At 41.7% G+C, this 18205-nt stretch carries 16 protein-coding genes; 6 read left to right on the top strand and 10 right to left on the bottom strand.

The window, feature by feature from the left end:
- Nucleotides 1-3: 3 nt before the first annotated feature.
- On the top strand, nt 4-1068 hold the full coding sequence (locus tag AC3WJC_RS19230) for a serine hydrolase domain-containing protein (RefSeq protein WP_492400744.1): 1065 nt from the start codon (nt 4-6) through the stop codon (nt 1066-1068).
- A gap of 287 nt (nt 1069-1355) precedes the next feature.
- Here AC3WJC_RS19230 and AC3WJC_RS19225 read toward each other — a convergent pair whose 3' ends face one another.
- On the bottom strand, nt 1356-2621 hold the full coding sequence (locus tag AC3WJC_RS19225) for a hypothetical protein (RefSeq protein ID WP_492400743.1): 1266 nt from the start codon (nt 2619-2621) through the stop codon (nt 1356-1358).
- A gap of 86 nt (nt 2622-2707) precedes the next feature.
- Between AC3WJC_RS19225 and AC3WJC_RS19220 the strand changes: the two genes are divergently transcribed.
- From AC3WJC_RS19220 to AC3WJC_RS19200, 5 genes are all read left to right on the top strand, one after another.
- Nucleotides 2708-3709, top strand: a complete 1002-nt coding sequence (locus AC3WJC_RS19220; RefSeq protein WP_492400742.1) for a sensor histidine kinase — start codon at nt 2708-2710, stop codon at nt 3707-3709.
- The gene (locus tag AC3WJC_RS19215) at nt 3694-4386 is read left to right on the top strand and encodes a LytR/AlgR family response regulator transcription factor (protein WP_492400741.1); all 693 of its coding nucleotides are present in this window, start codon (nt 3694-3696) and stop codon (nt 4384-4386) included. The genes AC3WJC_RS19220 and AC3WJC_RS19215 overlap by 16 nt, the downstream gene beginning before the upstream one ends.
- A 202-nt stretch (nt 4387-4588) precedes the next feature.
- Nucleotides 4589-5170 (top strand): hypothetical protein, encoded by a 582-nt coding sequence (locus AC3WJC_RS19210; RefSeq protein WP_492400740.1) that lies wholly within the window; start codon nt 4589-4591, stop codon nt 5168-5170.
- Between the two features lie 441 nt (nt 5171-5611).
- Nucleotides 5612-5944, top strand: a complete 333-nt coding sequence (locus tag AC3WJC_RS19205) for a helix-turn-helix domain-containing protein (protein WP_492400739.1) — start codon at nt 5612-5614, stop codon at nt 5942-5944.
- Between the two features lie 277 nt (nt 5945-6221).
- The gene (locus tag AC3WJC_RS19200; protein WP_492400738.1) at nt 6222-6401 is read left to right on the top strand and encodes a histone H1; all 180 of its coding nucleotides are present in this window, start codon (nt 6222-6224) and stop codon (nt 6399-6401) included.
- An 82-nt stretch (nt 6402-6483) separates the two neighbouring features.
- Here the strand turns inward: AC3WJC_RS19200 and AC3WJC_RS19195 are convergent, their stop codons facing one another.
- The 9 genes from AC3WJC_RS19195 to AC3WJC_RS19155 all read right to left on the bottom strand — a co-directional run bounded on the left by AC3WJC_RS19195 (nt 6484) and on the right by AC3WJC_RS19155 (nt 18205).
- Nucleotides 6484-7551: a PLP-dependent cysteine synthase family protein gene (locus tag AC3WJC_RS19195; protein ID WP_492400737.1), complete on the bottom strand. Its 1068-nt coding sequence runs from the start codon at nt 7549-7551 to the stop codon at nt 6484-6486.
- 159 nt (nt 7552-7710) lie between these two features.
- A complete protein-coding gene (locus AC3WJC_RS19190) occupies nt 7711-9360 on the bottom strand; it encodes a protein-disulfide reductase DsbD family protein (RefSeq protein ID WP_492400736.1) in 1650 nt (549 codons plus the stop codon).
- A gap of 187 nt (nt 9361-9547) precedes the next feature.
- Nucleotides 9548-10624 (bottom strand): redoxin domain-containing protein, encoded by a 1077-nt coding sequence (locus AC3WJC_RS19185; RefSeq protein ID WP_492400735.1) that lies wholly within the window; start codon nt 10622-10624, stop codon nt 9548-9550.
- 256 nt (nt 10625-10880) lie between these two features.
- Nucleotides 10881-12962 (bottom strand): S41 family peptidase, encoded by a 2082-nt coding sequence (locus AC3WJC_RS19180; RefSeq protein WP_492400734.1) that lies wholly within the window; start codon nt 12960-12962, stop codon nt 10881-10883.
- A gap of 101 nt (nt 12963-13063) precedes the next feature.
- A complete protein-coding gene (locus AC3WJC_RS19175; protein WP_492400733.1) occupies nt 13064-13999 on the bottom strand; it encodes a S1 family peptidase in 936 nt (311 codons plus the stop codon).
- Nucleotides 14000-14063: 64 nt separating this feature from the next.
- The gene (locus tag AC3WJC_RS19170; protein ID WP_492400732.1) at nt 14064-15188 is read right to left on the bottom strand and encodes a redoxin domain-containing protein; all 1125 of its coding nucleotides are present in this window, start codon (nt 15186-15188) and stop codon (nt 14064-14066) included.
- Entirely contained in the window at nt 15178-15720 is a 543-nt protein-coding gene (locus AC3WJC_RS19165; RefSeq protein ID WP_492400731.1) for a TlpA family protein disulfide reductase, read from the bottom strand. Before AC3WJC_RS19165 ends, AC3WJC_RS19170 begins: the two co-directional genes overlap by 11 nt.
- Nucleotides 15721-15757: 37 nt before the next feature.
- Nucleotides 15758-16714 (bottom strand): DUF1735 domain-containing protein, encoded by a 957-nt coding sequence (locus AC3WJC_RS19160; protein WP_492400730.1) that lies wholly within the window; start codon nt 16712-16714, stop codon nt 15758-15760.
- A gap of 81 nt (nt 16715-16795) precedes the next feature.
- Nucleotides 16796-18205: a RagB/SusD family nutrient uptake outer membrane protein gene (locus tag AC3WJC_RS19155; RefSeq protein WP_492400729.1), complete on the bottom strand. Its 1410-nt coding sequence runs from the start codon at nt 18203-18205 to the stop codon at nt 16796-16798.

Below are 18205 nucleotides of genomic sequence, written 5' to 3'. Positions count from 1 at the left end.
ACGATGAAGAAAATAATAGTGCTATTACTAATTCTTGCCGGTTTTAACATTGCCAGCGCCCAACAGCCATTTAGCAAAGTAGATCAATGGCTTGCCGACCAGGCTTCCGGCATGGGCGGCCGCCTCATGCTGGTGGTAAGCAAGGATGGAAAGATCGTTTACAGCCATGCGGTAAACAATATGAGTGGCAAGGACAAGATGCTGGTCAGGCTGATCGCAAAAAAACACGGTAAACCGGCCGATCTCAGCGGTTATACCTCAAGCACCCGGCAACCAATTGCCAGTTGCAGCAAATGGCTGAGTGCAGCCCTGGTGATGACTTTTGTAGATGAAGGTAAATTAAAGCTGACTGATACGGTGGGTCAGTTCTTTCCCATATTATCTCAAAACAAAAAAGGGTCGATCACCATCAGCCAATGCCTGTCCCATATGACCGGAATACGGTCTCCCGATCTGCGGGAAAACCTGGCGGAAATGAGGCAGGTGAGCGGCATGGAAGAAGAGATCGGTAAGATCGCGGCTTACCCGATAGAAGGCCAGCCGGGCAAGGTATTCCGTTATAGCAATACCGGTTTGCAGATCGCCGGTGCGGTGATCGAAAAGATCAGCGGCAAAAGCTTTGAAACGCTGTTTGCCGAGCGGATAGCAAGTCCGCTGGAGATGAAGCATACCGATTTTGGTAAAGGAAAAGTAGCCTTACCAGCTGGTGGCGCCATTAGTACCGCTGATGATTACCTAAATTTCCTGGTCATGATCCTGAACAAAGGGGAGTTTCATGGCAGGCGGGTGTTGTCGGAAAGCAGTGTTGCACAAATGCAGGTCAACAGGATATCAGCCGATGTTAAAATAGCTTATACTCCGGCCGAGGCTGCAGGCCTCGGTTATGGCTACGGCGAATGGATAACAGGCAATGGTATTGTGAGCAGCCCTGATCTGTTCGGCAGTTTCCCCTGGGTGGACAAGGAGAAAAAGTATTGCGCTTTTTTAATGGCTTTCTACCTGAGATCGGACGGAAGGCAGGGAAAGTATACCGAACTCAGGAAACTGGTTGATCAGGGTCTTCGATAAAACAGGCTGCTTATCATTAATTAAAGTCAATAGAGATGAATGATCTAACAAATAATTCCAAAAGAAATTGAGTTCAATAATCCAGGTATTTAGTAGGCCGACATTTTTTATAATAAATGTCGGCCCCGTGCTACAGGCTCAAGGCAGCTTACGTCCTGATCGCCAATATAACGGCGCATTTCAGCTAATTCGGATACCAGCGGCAAGGTGTTGATTCGCTGATCCGATACATCGTCAAAGCAAAACAGGTAGCCGGGCCTATGTTTACGAAATCCCCGCAGCTTATATCAGTTTGGACTGAGCGTATAATGTAAATCGTCATTTTTAACCACATGCCAGCCGTCCGCCAGATCAAGCGTCCAGCCATCTCCCTCCAAATGCCGGGCTGCCATGCCCAACTGGCCACTCACCGGTACGCTTACAATGTGCCAGTCTTTTAGCAACATCCCGCCTTTGTTTACTTTGAGATGGCCCCAGTTATCTTTAACCTCACCCGTCGGGTAGATTGTGCCGTAAGTGCCCAGGTCGAAAAGTGTGTTGGGGTTAAAGAGCACGCTCATTTTGGCCAGTGTAATGCGCAGCACAGGCCTTTGGGTAAAAATTTCGGTATATGCGGCGGCAGTTTGAAGACGAATATTTTCTTTTTTTTGTTCGGATGATCGGATGTCAGCCCCACTATAAATCGATTCGTCCGGCGCGATGCTGGCTTTGATCTGGTAGTAGTGGCTGATTAGGTCCGGGAAATTAGCATTGGAGTCGATCTTCTGCGTCCAGTGCTTCGCTTTTTCCTGTAAGAGTTGGCCGTAGATCGGCCCGGTTAAATAAGCAAAGGAACGGATCAGCGATTTTCGGTTACCGGCCGTATCGATTTGCGCGTAAAGGTGCGGGCGCAGATCGCTGCGGCCAAGCGATGCACCCGTATATTCGGCCAACCCTTCGTTCATTTCCAGCATACGTTCATTGGCAAACGTCTTCGGAAACAATCGTTCTCGTTTTTGACGGAAAGCTAAGGCATTAGCCAGGTCTGTTTTTCTGCGATTGATCGGTTTTTGCAGCGCCCCTTTAAGCGCCCGCAACTCCAAAAAGAAAAATATGCGGCCCTCCATGGTACTCAAATGATCAGCGGTCGGGCTTTTAGCGGGGAAGCCGGTCTGTTGCTGGATGCGGTGAAAAGATTCATGCAATAGCAAGTTAACCCGTTCATTGCTATCCTCAGGCAAAGGCCATAACAGAACCGACCAGGTGCGGCCCCCCCAACGAATCGCCGTATTGGCCACCATCACGTCGTTCGGCAGCGAGCCTGTGTATATCCCTCCTTCGGGTTTCAGTATTCCCGCGCTATCGGGAATATTGGCATAAGTGAGCCGGCTTTGCTGATCAACAAAAAGCATTGGGCCGTAGAGCGGTGTTTTCCATAGCTGTTGTTTTCTGCAGGCAGCCTCAGCTTCTTTGAAATATGACGCAGCCAAAGGTACCTGTGCGCCAGCGGTACCGGTGAGAAATAATAAGCAGATCCATAACTTTTTCATAGCACCAAAATAAAGGCTTTTCATGAGCGGGTGCCGGGCTATTATACCAATGGTCTTAAATTTTATACAAGCGGTAATAAGGCTTTGGCTGATGATGTGTACTTTAGAGTATGCGTAAATTTTTGGTGCATGCGGGCTTCTGGTTAGTGTTCTTTTTGATGTGGGACCGGCTGCTGTATTTTTATGTTGATAACGAATGGAACCGGCTGTACTTTTCCGCCTTGGATACTGGCCTTATCCTGCTGGCATTTTATGCGCTGTATGCCTATATTATGCCCGATTATTTTCGGCGAAAAAGCCTGACCAGGTTGATCATGCTGTCAGTTTTGCTGGTATTGGTATTGGCAGGCCTGGCTGCGTGGATCATGGGATTGCTGCTGCAAAACATGATCGTGCCTATCCATTTTGATTTTAGTTGGACGTACAAGGACATGCAATACAATCGGCTATTCATGGCCCTGTTGGGTGTGCTGGCCGGCATATTTATTAAACTTGCACTGGATCGTTTTGAGTTGCGCCGAAATTTAGCGGCGCTGGAAAAGGAACGCAGCGCGGCGGAACTGACCTATTTAAAAGCCCAGCTAAACCCGCATTTTTTGTTCAATTCACTTAATAGCCTGTACAGCCAACTGGAATTGGGAACGGGTGATCCGAAGCAGACCTTGTCGGCACTGGCCGATATGTTGCGATACCAGTTGTATGATTCGGGCCAGGATATGGCCTCTTTAAAAAAGGAGCTGGCTTATTTAGCCGACTATATCGCGTTGCAAAAGCTGCGCCTCGATAATTGCACGGTCAAATATGTGGTAGATGGTGACATCGAAAGTCAGCAAATAGCGCCGCTGCTGTTGATCACCTTTGTAGAAAATGCGTTCAAGCACGTTTCCGATAATTTGACTGAAAATTTTATTGATATCCATGTTCGCATCAATGAAGGTCAATTCTATCTCAATTGCCGGAATAGCTATGAAGCAAGGGCTACAGGCAAGGGCATTGGCCTGGACAATGTGCGTAAGCGCTTGTCGCTGATCTATGGTGAGTGTCAGCGATTACAGATCAAAGAAGAGAAGAATATTTACGAGGTAGAATTATCGTTATGCTTAAAGTCCTGATCGTTGATGATGAACCGCTGGCGCGGCAACAACTCGAAGCCTATGTCAGCCGCCTGCCCTTCCTGCAATTAGCGGGGGTAGCACGTAACGCGTTAGCGGCAAACGGTATTCTGCACAGCACGCCGGTCGACCTGATCTTTTTGGATATCCAGATGCCGCAAATGAGCAGAATTGAGTTTTTAAAAAGTCAGGAGATCGTGCAACAAGTCATCCTGGTCACGGCTTTTCCGGAATACGCGATCGAGGGTTTTGAGCTGGCAGTCACCGATTATCTATTGAAGCCGGTAACTTTCGAGCGTTTCGCCAAGGCCTGTGAACGGGCTTTGGCCAACGTCAGCGGCCAGGGTTCCGTGAATTTATTAAAGCAGCAGCCTGGTTATTTCTACGTCAGATGTAATCAGCACCTGCAGAAGATCCGCATTGCCGATATCCTGTTCATAGAAGCGATGGCCAACTATGTGCATATCGTTTTAGCGGACCAAAAGTTCACCGTCTATTCCAGTTTAAAGGGTTTGGAAGCGCAACTACCGGCGGATGCTTTTGTTATGACCCACCGGTCTTACCTGGCGGCGGTCAGTCATATTGATACTATTAGGCAGGGGGAAGTCTTAATTGGTGAACATCGCCTGCCGCTTAGCCGTTCGCAGCGAAAAGTTGTGCAGTCGCTTATTCTTTAAATTCGCCACCGCGTCAAAACCTAAATTAGCTATTGATACTAATTGTTCGCGTTACCTTGGTTGAGTCATTTAAGTTTCGACCAGTTTTGTGAAGCTGAAAATGAAGATAATGTAATCCTACATTATCAAAAATATTTTCGTTTCTTGGACTTATCACCCGTTTGCGTGGAACTGCATAGAATTGATATATTTTGATTAAAATATGGAAGAAATTGAAATGAAAAAGCAATTGATGGAATTAGCGTATAAATATTATCCCTACAATATAGCAGATGATGGCACCAATGCCTATTACGATACCAGGGAATATAAAAGATTAAAAAAAAGCAGGTTGAAGTTTGATATCCTTCTACCGGATTGGGATAATCTTCTTCTTAAAATTAAATCCCATTACAATTTATACGAGTTAGAAAATTGGGTTGAAACGGCAACGGTTGATCATTGTTTTATAGGTCGGTTGGTTTTAAGAAAAGAAGATGGTCCTTTAATACCGAAAGTTTTAGTATTTAACATTAGTTTTATAACTCCGCTTTACTTTATTTACAAATCAAGCATCGGTTCTCCATCTCGGCTTATTCCGACAGAATTAGATCATGTATACAAGCAATTAAAAGATATTATCTACGAAGTGTTTCCGAATTATATTGAGTTAAGCACTGACTTGGCAAATCAGGAAATAAATGGTATTTCATATAATGGCGTCGGTAGACTTCTGTATGAAGAAAGTGAAATTTTAGAGAATATGACCCTTTTTAACGCTTTTTTTAGCTGCAGTTATTATTAAATATGTCATAATAAAATAAATAATTTTTGTGCTATTCGAATTGCCATACTATGCATCGAATCTGACAATGTGTTACTAGCAGACTGCGAGTATTTTCAATATTGTAGCTAATAATGAAATTAATATCGGCAAAAGTGTGGTACTTTACCCGAAACTGAAAGAGATTTTAAATACTAATGGACTAAAACACAGAACGTCGATTTAAATTGGCAAGGTTAATCTTAAATATTATGAATTATCCAAACTTTCGTTCCTTGATATCCTCATTCAAAGTTTGGTTAACACGGTAAATGTTCTTTTAACTACTCTTCTTAGGCTTTAATTAAATTGATTAATTCCGAATAGTACTTTAATTAATTGCTATCCGACTCGGACAATATCGGAGTGTTGCACGCATCAGCTTTAATAATTTTGCCTCCATAACGAATCCTATAAACTGCTATGGAATTATTAACATTTGATCAACTGCCAAAGGCAGTGAGCGAACTTCTGGAGAAAGTATCTAAAATTGAAGATATCTTAAGTCACGATCATCTTGAGGAAAAGACTGCAGATAATTTGTTCTCTATTAAGCAAGCGTCTGCATTCCTGAATTTGTCCATCTCTACCATCTATGGAAAAGTTTGCCGCCGTGAAATTCCGGTAAGTAAACAAGGGAAGAAACTTTACTTCAATAAAATTGAACTACTGGAATGGATTAAGTCTGGTAGAAAGAAAACAATTGCAGAAATTCAAAGTGACTTTACGTTAAAAATAAAAAATCGTCGGGTCTAGCACTTATTTAATTAAAGATGTGCAATTACATTTTTTTTTAATAAAGAGGCAAAATACATAGTTAAGCTGGCTGTCTCCGACAATAGCCACAATTGGCAGATCCAGCAACCACTTGATCGGAAGCCTTATCGATATAACTTAGGTTTTTTTCCGCAAAGTCATAACTTGCTCACCATAAACCAAGCTATATAGCATATTTTTATATTTTTGCCTTTAATATCTGTTATTCAGCATTTATAAAAAGACGCCACTTTCGGTGCAAATTAAACTATAACAAATGGAAAAATTTACAGCCCTTAAAGAACTAATCGCAGGCGCAGAGGACGATTACTCCGCATTTTTTGAGAAAGGCAATAAAGCCGCCGGTACACGTTTGCGCAATGCTATGCAACAAGTCAAAGTTACCGCAACGGAGATTCGCAAAGAAGTTACAGAAAAGAAAAAAGAAGTAAAATAATCACCATAGGTTGTTTTGGGTAAACCCCGGTCAAAAAATGCCCGGGGTTTTTAGGTTATATAAGAAAGGAACACAGTTCCCATCAGTCAATACTTTTGTAAAAAGCCTCATCTAAACGGGGAATAGGTGTATAGTCCATAAAGGAGGTGTCGGTCGAATAATAACCTGATTTTACCGGTTCTGCACGAACAAGGTCAGTACTCAAGTATTTTTTATTGCTATCGCATAAAATAGTGACGACTACAGATTCTACTCCCAACGCTTCTCTAAGTTTTATCGCACCAATTATATTAGCCCCTGATGAAATCCCTACCGCAAGCCCGAGCTGACTACTTAATTTTTGAGCCATAATTATAGCGTCTCCGTCACTCGCCTGAATCACCTTGTCTAATTGTTGTAAATTAACAATGGCCGGAATAAATTCGTCAGAAATACCTTGGATACGATGACTGCCAACTTTATGACCCGTTGTTAACGTAGGTGATTCCGAAGGCTCAAGCGGATGTATCAGTACCTTTGGATTGAGCGTTTTTAAATGCTTGCCCACGCCCATTACAGTCCCACCGGTACCAACCCCCGCCACAAATGCGTCAGGAATCAAACCGTTGGAAGCCAGTTGGCACCAGATCTCCCTGCCCGTAGTTCTTTGATGAGCTTCAACATTGGCTTTGTTTTCAAACTGGCGTGGTAAAAAAACATCATTGTCTTCGGCTGCCATTTTCTCTGCCTGTTCAATACTTCCTAAAAATCCCCCTTGGGCTTTACTTATGGAGATAACTTCTGCCCCCATACTTTTTATGATGTCAACCCGTTCCTGGCTCAACCAATCGGGCATTATAATCTTAACAGGGTGCCCCAGCGCTTTACCGATTGCCGCAAAGGCAATTCCTGTATTTCCGGAAGTCGCCTCAACGATTGTATCACCTTTCTTGATTAGTTTATTTTTGTAAGCTTCATAAAGGACAAAAAGAGCCATCCGATCTTTAATGCTACCTGTCAGATTGTAATGCTCACACTTTGCGTAAATGACTCCTGATATTCCTTTGTAGATGTAATTAATGGCAATCATCGGGGTATTCCCTACCATGTGCCATAGATTACTGAAAGTTTTTTCCAGCTCATCATTCAATTCTTCCATAATAAATTTCATAATTTGTTTTTGGTACAGTGGGCAATGATTAATTCGATTATTGAATTAATGAAAAAAGTACTTTCCAACTTATTTCATTATGCCTTTGGCTTTAGCAATTGCGCCCGCTGTTCTTAATCTAGGTAACAGACGATCTCGCAGCGCTAATTGTTAAAAGGTTTATTTTATTTTGTTAAAAGCTTCAACACCGCTGTTCAAAAATTTTTGATACTCCCGGGTGTTAAATATCGCACCTTGTGGAGCTACCAGTATTTTTTCAGTATATGGATTTAATAACACGTAAAAAGGCTGTGAATTTGCCTGAAAACGTGTTATTTGTAAATTGCTCCATTTTTTTCCGATAGTTTTAATGCTTTTTCCTGTAGAAGAGACAGTCTGTTCTTTTACATCAAGGTCGGTCTTATCATCAACATATAGTTGTATCAATACATATTCGTCATTAATCAGTTGCGAGACATCTTTTTCCGACCAGATATTGGCTTCCATTTTACGGCAATTTACGCAGGCATGCCCTGTAAAATCTATCATGACCGGTTTTTTCATTTTTTTCGCATAGGCTACTCCCTCATCATAATCAAAAAACGGGTAAAATCCTTTTGGTTTTTCAAAAAGGTCCGAGTACTTACGCGGCCCGCTATTGGAAACGGCTGAACTTTCGGACCCTGAAACCGCTGAAAGATCGAAATCCTGAGTTGACATCGGCGGCAGGAATGCACTGATAGACTTTAGTGGTGCCCCCCAAAGCCCCGGCACCATATAAACAGTAAACGATAATACCACAATTGCAATAAATAGCCTGGGCACAGAGATAAATGATAAAGGTGAATCATGACTGAAAGTTAATTTACCAAGCAGATAGAAACCCATCATACCAAATATAACGATCCACAACGCAAGGAAAATCTCCCTATCAAACCATTGCCAATGGTAGGCAAGATCGACATTTGATAAAAATTTGAGTGCCAGCGCCAGTTCTAAAAAGCCCAGCGTTACCTTCACACTATTCAACCAGCCTCCGGATTTGGGAAGGGAATTCAGCCATTGCGGAAACATAGCGAAAAGCGCAAAGGGAACGGCCAAAGCAAATGAAAACCCCAGCATGCCAATGGCTGGCCCTAATAGCGCGCCACTGGTAGCCGTTTGTACAAGCAAATAGCCGATAATTGGACCCGTACATGAAAAAGAAACCAGGGCAAGGGTAGCGGCCATAAAGAACAAGCCTGAAATGCCTCCTCTGTCAGAACGCTGATCCATTTTATTTACCCATGAATTGGGCAGGTTAAGTTCAAAAGCACCCAGGAACGACGCAGCAAAAATGACGATCAATAAGAAAAACGCAAAATTAAATAGTCCATTAGTTGATAAACTGTTCAGCGCATCAGCACCAAATATAAGCGTAACAGCGAGGCCTATAACCACATATATTACTATAATAGATGCTCCATATAATAGCGCTCGTTTTATGGCAGAAACTTTATTTCCGGCCGTTTTAGTGAAATAGCTTACTGTTAAAGGTAGCATTGGGAATATGCACGGCATTAACAGGGCGGCAAATCCGCCTGCCAATCCCGCTAAAAATATGGCCCAAAGAGTTGGCTGGCCATTTCCATCTGGATGACCAGTTAAGATCTTATGACTTTTTACTGTGGGGGTTTCGCTGCTTTCTTTAGTTACTATTGTCGCGGGTTTGGCAGCAGCCGAATCCATTTCAGTAAAAATGACATCGTTGGTACTAACCGTGTCCTGCGCATTTATGTAACTTATCGACAGTAAAAATATAGTTAAAAAAAGGAAAAACGTTTTTTTCATTTAAGGTCAGGTAATTAGGTTGCTTTTTAGGGTAATCGGAAAATTTTTAAAGACTAACCGAAGGATAGTGATTTGTTAACTTTTACAGGACGGTTAGTCAAGTGTGCCCACTAAATCTAAACTTAGAAGTCAGCGATAGCTAATGATGTATTCAGTTATTTGATACGGTGCATAAACCATCGTGATTTCAATCTTGATTTAATAACACCTCTAATTTTTTCTTCAGCTGCATGCCCATGAGATTCTTGGCAATAATCACTCCTTTGGGGTCGATTAGTAAAGTACTTGGGATACCCTGGATTCCAAAATAAACACATAATTCATTATTCCAACCGTTTAAATCAGATACCTGAGTCCATGGCATATTATATCTGGAAATAGCCCGCAGCCAACTTTCCTTATTATCATCTAAGGATACGCTCACAATTGTAAAGTTCTTTGTACTGAAGTGACGGTAGGCTTCTATGAGACCAGGGATTTCTTTACGACAGGGTGCACACCAACTTGCCCAGAAATCGATTAATATATACTTTCCCTTAAAATCGGATGAAGTAATTGGTGCGCCTTTTTCATTTTTTGTCGTAAATGCGATCATCTTCTGCCCAATGGCACTATGGTTTAATATCTCTAAACGACTTGCTAGTCGTTTACCTTCCCACGTTGATTTCATTATTGGACTCAAAGTATCATACATCCTTGATACATCCTCATACACACCCAGCCGCGAATATTCCGTCACCAGGTTTAAACTCAGGGCACTTGTATTATGTTGGGTGATGTAATCGTAAATCAGCGCTTTCTTTTGATCAGCAATCAAACTGAGCTTTGTCTCTTTCACCATTTCCTCTTCGGGGCTAAGTTGATTATGCTGTTGATATAAAGCCTTTTCCGATTCTTCTAAAATCCGTATTGTTTTGGCGTAAGCGATTGCCTCATCATTTGTGACGGATCCGGTTATTTTAAGGTTATCAATGGAATCTCTGGTGCCTGTCATCTTCATACGCCCGGGCTCCACAAATACCCACACGGCCCTTCCCGGAAAGATCATTGTAATCTTCTGAACTTCCGTTATTGGGGCTGACCAATCGAACTTTCCATCAATTACTTTCACCGTGTTGCTTTTCTGAACATTACCCTCAAAATATTCAATAATCAGATCAGCATCTCCAAGCGCCCGTATATCACCTGTTAGGCGCACCTGGCCGAGCAAATCCTCCGTAAAGAAACTCAATAATAAAAACGATAAAATAAAAAGCTGTCTCATAATATTTAGAGTATGTTTGTAATTTTGAATAGTTAAAACGGTTCGGCTAAATGGCTTGCAGGCTTAAAAACATTCTTATAGTCTCAAACTAAATTGATGTCAATCCGTAAAATGGCACCACCCTTCAAGATGATGCCTGATTAACTAAAACTTATATTAACTTATAAAGAACGAATGAAGCTTGTGATGATAACGATGAAAAAATATTGCGTGATTACACAACGATTCAAAGATTATCGTAAGGATTTTAACAGACTTATTTACCATTTATAATGCCTGTGTTCCCCGATGGCTGCTTTTGATTAGTTATAGTTTCAATAGCTGCCATGATCCATGAGTTTGAAACCGTGGTTTTAACCCAGGTTTTATACCATTCGGTCGCTTGAAATTCTCCGATCCCAATTGTTTTTAAAGTACCGTCTGTTGTTTTTTCCAGTTTCGTATACTTAGCCATTGCGGCCTTCTTTGCCTTTGTTTGATTTAGCGCGTAATTAAAACCAATCTCCCGGACGGGTTTTGCACTTAAAAAACGGGCGAGAGCATCCATTTCCTTCAAAGATTTTGCATGATCGTTTGAATAGGTCTCAAAATTCTTTTTCATGCCGGCCAATGGATATATTTCTCCGCTGTAAGATACTTTACCAATAGAATCTGCAGACAGTACAGAAAAGGCATCCTTTTCTTTAGGATGGGCATAAGAAGTCAGATCGGGCAAATAAACATCAGGATGTACCCCGATCTTTTGAGTGGTCGACCCATTGATCCGGTAGAATTTTTCCATTGTCAATTTCATCGCCCCGTATTTTGGTTCACCAAAGCTGTCTGGGGGCCCCAATGGAAGCTGATGCTGAACAGTTCCTTTACCAAAGGTTTCTGTACCCATGATAATCGCTCTTTTATAGTCCTGCATCGCAGCTGTGAATATTTCTGATGCGGAAGCACTGTAGCCGTTCACCAGAACAGCCATCGGGCCATCATAAAGTGTTGTCCCATCTTCATCAGATAAGATCTTAAGTTCTCCATTATGATCTTTAACTTGTACAATAGGCCCATATTTGATAAAGTATCCGCTTATTTTTAAGACATCGTCCAACGACCCCCCGCCATTATACCTCAGATCTACGATCAGGGCGTCAATTTTTTCATTGTTTAATAACTTGAGTTCCCGGGCGATGTCATTCGCACTCTTCGCGCCATCCCAATGGGCGTAATCATTATAAAACTCGGGCAATTGGATAACACCAATTTTTTTGCCTGTATTGCTTAAAATAACAGTGCTTTTTGCACCTGATTCCTGAACGCTTACCTTCTCCCGTATTAGTGTCAGCTCGTTGATAGCCCCGGTTTTTGCATCTTTGATCTTCAGTTTAACTAAAGTCCCTTGCTTACCTCGGATACGATCTACAACTTCGGGGATTTCCCAACCGTCAATATCTTCCCAGTTACCGGTAATGCCCTGTGATATCGAAACCAAAATATCACCAGTGTTTATTTTTTTGCTTTTCCATGCAGGCATACCATTGGTTACAGCCAACACTTTAATATCTCCCTGATCTGAAGCTCCGAGGCTGAGGCCAACCCCAAAGTACACGTTGCTCATTTGCTGATCGTACTTGGCTTTGCTGACAGGGGGCTGATACTCGGAATGAGGATCCAATATGTAAGCGATCACATTGATATAGTCCGCGAAATATTTATAGGAGTCGTCAGATTTTAGTTCATTAGTGAACCAATGTCTGTATTTATTACGTACAGCGGACATGGCGCGCTTATCTCTTTCTTTTATATCTTTAAAACCAACAGATAAGTCAGCCTCTTTAACAAAAAATTGATAAGAAATTAATTTATCCCAGCGTTTCTGCCTTGCATCTAAATCATTACACCAAGCCTGGCTATCTTTAGAAGACAGTAATTCGTTTTCATAACCAGGTTGCCAGGTTCCTGCACCAAGGAACGGCATCTTTTCCAGTTCTCTTAAACGACGCAAATATATTTTCCTGGCCGTAGTGAAGAATAGTAATGGGGGAACTTTTCCGGTTAGTTCATCATCCAGTTTATATCGGAAAGAATCCAAACCAAGAATATCAGCCTTCAAAAAAACAGCTTTATTGGGATCTAATTTATCCAGGTAATTGTCATAAATCTTCGACGACAAGGAATCATTGAATTTAGGTGGTGCATAATGATATTGGGAAATCAGCCCGGCTAAGCCCTGATAAAGAAATTGCTGCTGACGAAAGGTAGAATCTGAAGATGCGCTTTGTTTAACCTGCGCGAATGTATACACCGTCGTAAAATTGATTATAACAAATGTAAAAACTGATTTAAGACTGAACATATAGGGTTTTAGATTAATAATAAAGCCGATAAAAGGCCGCCGAAATACATTAAAAAAGGTATTCGGGTTGATTAAATTCGCCGGTGAAAAATTACAATCAATCACTCCAGGTTAACTGACTTTAACAGCCTGAGTAAAGACCGGTTAGGTATGATATTTTTGATGACCATTTGCGTAAGCTGGTAACCATTTCTTTGCTGCTCTATTGTGTGGGTGGTGGAAACCATGCCAATTACATTACCTTTCGTATTAATCACCGGACTGCCGCTTGCACCGACTGCAAAATCTGCAGTAATCGCTATCAGATCACGCATGCTGCCGCCTTTTCCATCTGGCCATCCAATACCATCATTGTATAGATTTGACACGATTCCTTTAGTGAATGAGTAATACATGCCCTGGGGGTTTCCAAGCATAAAAATATCTTCTCCTATCTTTGGCGTCTCCCTTTCAATAGCTAAGCATGGCAGGCGTTCTCCTGGTTTTACCTCTAATTGAAGTATAGCGATATCGTCTTCTATTGATGCTGCCAGGACGTTCTTCAGCTGGTAAATTTTACCATTACCCAGCCTTACCATGAAGGCACCAGAACCATCTATCCCCTTATCACTGGCATATGCGTACAGAACATGATAATTAGTAAGGCATACACCCCCTGGTGTAATAACAAATGCTGATGCCGGATTAACTTCTAAAGGTGCCGACATACGTTTACGATAGCACATGGCAACCCAACCTACGCCATCCTTACTTTTCACATAGATATTTTCAGCATCTGCTTTTGACTTACTGCTTGCAGGTAATGTAATTTTAGCACTTAGCGTAGACTTGGCAGCATTTTGTAAATATTCGCCCGCGTCGGCAGGCGAATATTTTATCAGGTGCCCTCTCAGAAGAGAATCAGCTATTGCTATTACCCGTGACTTGATTTCTTTGTCTCCGTTAATATATTGAGCCTCCGTTTTGGTGTAATTTAATAGTTGTGTAGCAAACGCAAGGACAAACAATATCCTTTTTTTCTTTATCGTAAATATCATTAGCGGAATTATAAATAGCCAGTTGTCGGTACAGCGGTTAAAAATTAATAGAGTCCGTGCGGTACTAATTGATTACTTCCGCCAATTTCTTTTCCAGCATATCTCCTCTCAGATTGGTGGCAATGATCTTTCCTGAAGGATCTATTAAAAAATTTGCGGGGATTCCATCCACACTGTACAGTTTAGCCACAAAACCAATTTGGCCGGGTACCCCTAACACATTATTCCAGATATATTTGTCCTCGGTGATCGCCTTCTTCCAGGCATTGCTGTCCTCGTCTAAAGAAAAACTAAGAATGGTAAAGTTTTTAGTTTTGAATTTTTCATAACTTTTTACCAGGTTTGGGCTTTCCCTCCGGCAAGGCCCGCACCAGCTGGCCCAAAAATCCAATAACACATACTGACCCTTTAATTCTGACAAATGCACTTCCTTGCCATCTAACCTTTGTGCAGCAAAATCCGGTGCAACTTTACCGACGCCAACTTTAGTGACATCTTCCATAGACAAAGCGTATATTTCTGCCGGTGGTGTTTTTCTAACAGAATCTGAAAGTGTGTTAAACAAAGTTCTGGCAAGTTCAATGTTGTCGGATGGTTTGAAATTCGCCCTTAAAACATTAAGTGCTACGGACGAATTTGGGTGGCTTTGAATAAAATTTGCCAAACTCGTCTGTAGCATTACATCAAGTTGTGCAAAATCTTTTCTTATGGAATCCTGGGTATTCTGGTTATTTGAAACCTGCATTTTTGAGTTTAGGGCTGCCTGTAGTTCCCTTATATTTCCAAGTGCGTTAATGTAATCCTGCTGGTCACGGTTTAATTGCGTACCGCCAACTTTTGCATGTTTTAAGGAGTCCGGTGAGTCAATGGTAATGTTTCCGTTTTCTAAGTAAACGGCGACCTGATCCATCGATGGATGACTATAAACATTCTGGCCGGCTTGTGCTAATAATATGAAAGCCTTCATTGGCAACGGTACAGTTCCGTTCATGGTGAAATGGCCATTGCTTACCACGGCTGAATCTTTGTGAAAACCCTGGTATTGGTAATACATATAAGCTTTCGCCGGTTCCTTAATACCTTTTAAGTTTCCGGTAATAGTGTATTTAAAATCGTTAGTTTTTTGTTGTGCTACAACAGGGAATGACAGTGCCGATAATAGGGCGAGCACGATTAATTTAGTTTTCATTTCGGTTTGTTTCTTTATTTGTAAACAGTTTATTTAATTTGGTTAAGGTCGCCGGATCAGATGGCCTGGTAGTATCCATCTCTTTCACCGTACCATCAGGATTTAACAAGATGAATCTTGGTATACGATCAATATTAAAGGCTTTTTCGAACGCAGTATCGATTACACACCATTGCGTACCTTTCATCATATAACCTTTTAAAGCGCCCATCCATCGCCAGGATGGCCCGGACATACCTTTGGACTCATGATCAATGGAAATGCTGACAACTTTCACTTTCGACGTGTCAAGTTTAGCGATCATTGATTCTAAAAAAGGGTATTCTTTCCTGCAAGGGGAACACCAGGATGCCCACATATCCAGATAAACATACTTACCTGCATATTCTTTTAGGGAGTGCTGTTTATTAGCGTTGTCAATAAATACATGTTTATAGATATCAGGGGCCACGGGCTGGCTGGATGATTGGGCGTTTGAGTCCAGGGCAAAAGCCACGCTGATTAAACCAGATAATACAAGTTTTAACTTCATTTTATAGTATTAGAATTGATTTGTATATTTTCGATTATTAATTCAAAAAGAACCTGACGTAGGCAACCGATGAGTCGCCGGGCATGGGTGGCGCACCGAACTTAGACTCCGTATATTGCTTAAGCTTTACGCCCATGATATAGTATTGATATTTTTCGAGTTTGTCCTTATTGGTTAAACTTACCGTCAGACTATCATTTCCTGATAGCTGGTCTTGAGGAATTGTTGTTAATCTCTTTGTTAATCTGGAACAACTCGACGGTAAAGGAACAGCGTAAAGATATTGGGCATTAATAACAGAATCCATTTGCGTTTCTGACAATAATGTGCTTTCTACGATTACATCGTGACCAGGTAACGCCTTACTCAGCGAAACATTAAATCGTAAAGAATCGGGATAGTAATCAAAAAACAATAAACTAAGGGCCCCTCCGTTCAACCTGGACGCATTCGATCCGTTTCCATTCGATCCGCTTTCCATCCATGCAGTAAGATTTCCTGATGATAGCATCATTTTGAAATAGATCACTTCATTAATAACTTTATTATTGTTTTTCGAGGCGATCTTTACAGGAATGAGGTAAACTGTTTGGCCTTTAAGGTTCGTTCCGTTTTTCAGGATAACAAACAAAGAATCCTTTGACTGGGCCTCTCCGGCTGAAACGGGAAATATGCCCTTATTAGACAGCGCAAATGCGCTATCCGGAAACACCAAATTATGCTCGCCATGCTGGGTGTTATAAGCACTGATCAATGATGGATCTATGGTTGCAACGATTATATCGGCAACTTTTGATTTGACTGCTAATTGAACAGGAATACCGATAAAACTTGATGTCCGGGTATAATTTATACCGTTTAACACAATTAGATCTCCTTTTTCTATATAAGAAACAGGATTTTGATTGACTGTATTCGATAACAGTTGCTGATCGAGTCTTCCTTCTTTTGAACAGGCTGATAATAGCGTAATCCCACAGATCATGATGATCATGGCTATTGAATGAAAAGATAATTTGAAATGGCTATGGCTTACGGTTGAACCATGTTGTGTTTTTCGAATCAGCATAAGTTTTTACCTTGGGTTTTGAATAATATTAGGATTAGCGGCCAGCACTGCTGGTGAGTAGGGAAAGATATAGCGTACGGAACCCGGCAGCAGTTGCGCCTGAATTTCGCCGGAATAGTTCATACGAACAAGACGCTGCTGAAATTGCTGATCCTTATTCAGTCGTTTTAAATCAAATAAACGCAGACCGCCGTGGAGAAATAACTCACGTCGTCTTTCACCCAATACATAATTTAAGATATTGCCGGCGGTGTAAGTTCTGCTGGAAGCAGAATAATTAAGGATCCGCTTACTTCTTAAATCATCCAGTAAGTTTCCGGCAGTTGCAAAATCTCCTTTCCGTGCGAGGCACTCGGCCTTGATTAACATGATCTCCGGAACGGAAATACTATTGTCAAATACCATTGTTTCAGCATTTAATTGATTTTGATTATAAAGCCCTGGAGAGAACCGGCTGGTTGAAAATCTGCTCGTAAAGCGCCTGTCCTGGGTGAAAAAACCACCTAAACTGTCTAACAATGAACCACCGATAACGAAGGTGCTTTTGTAGGCCTGATAAAAACCGTCATCAGAACTGATCCTCCCCAATAAAATCTCAGGATTGACTGTCAGATCCTGTAATTGATTAGGTGAATAATTGACTTTTGTCAGATCCAGGAGCCTGTTCTCAAGCAAGAGGGCTGAATCTGCAGAACTCGAAGCTGATTCAAAATCGCCTTTATAGAGATATGTTCTGGCAAGTAACCCATAGGCCGCCGCCTTACCTGGGTGAATAATATCCACACCCTTTGCGGGCATAGCAGGATAACTAACCGCTTTGTTCAGGTCGGCAATGATGGCTTCATAAACCTGTTCTACTGAAGCACGCGCAGGCAACGCATAAGCATCCGGCGTCAGTACAAGCGGCACGCCAGGATCTGTTTTTGCAGAGGCCGCATCGTAAGCTTTACCATAAGTATTTACCAATTGTAAATAATAAGATGCCCTGTTGATCAACGCCTGTGCAGTAACTAGATTTTTTGTTTGGGGTGTATTCAGGGCATCTTTAACAGCAGCATCGATGCGGCTTAAAATCACGTTCATTTGCAGTATTTTACCATAGGTGTAGTTATACATAAAATCCGCTTGGGCAGGATACCAAATGGTGCTTTCCCAAGTATAAGCCCTGCGGTAGAAATTATCACCGGTATTATATTGGTTGTCGTTTAAAGCAACGTCATCCGTCATCAGGTCAAGCGGAAAAAACTGTATCCGGCTTAACGAATCGCTATTTAAGATCTCCTGGAAATCCTTAATGGTAACAGGGTTTACACTTTGGCTGGATGGTGTAATATCTAAGAATTTTTTACAACTACCGGCTAACAGCCCGGCGGATAGTAATAATAAAAAAGTACTGGTCTTTTTAAATATGCTCAT

It is taken from the genome of Mucilaginibacter sp. FW306-07-L (assembly GCF_058782065.1).
Note: the sequence above shows the minus strand (reverse complement) of the source record. Positions and strands in the feature narration are given on the sequence as shown.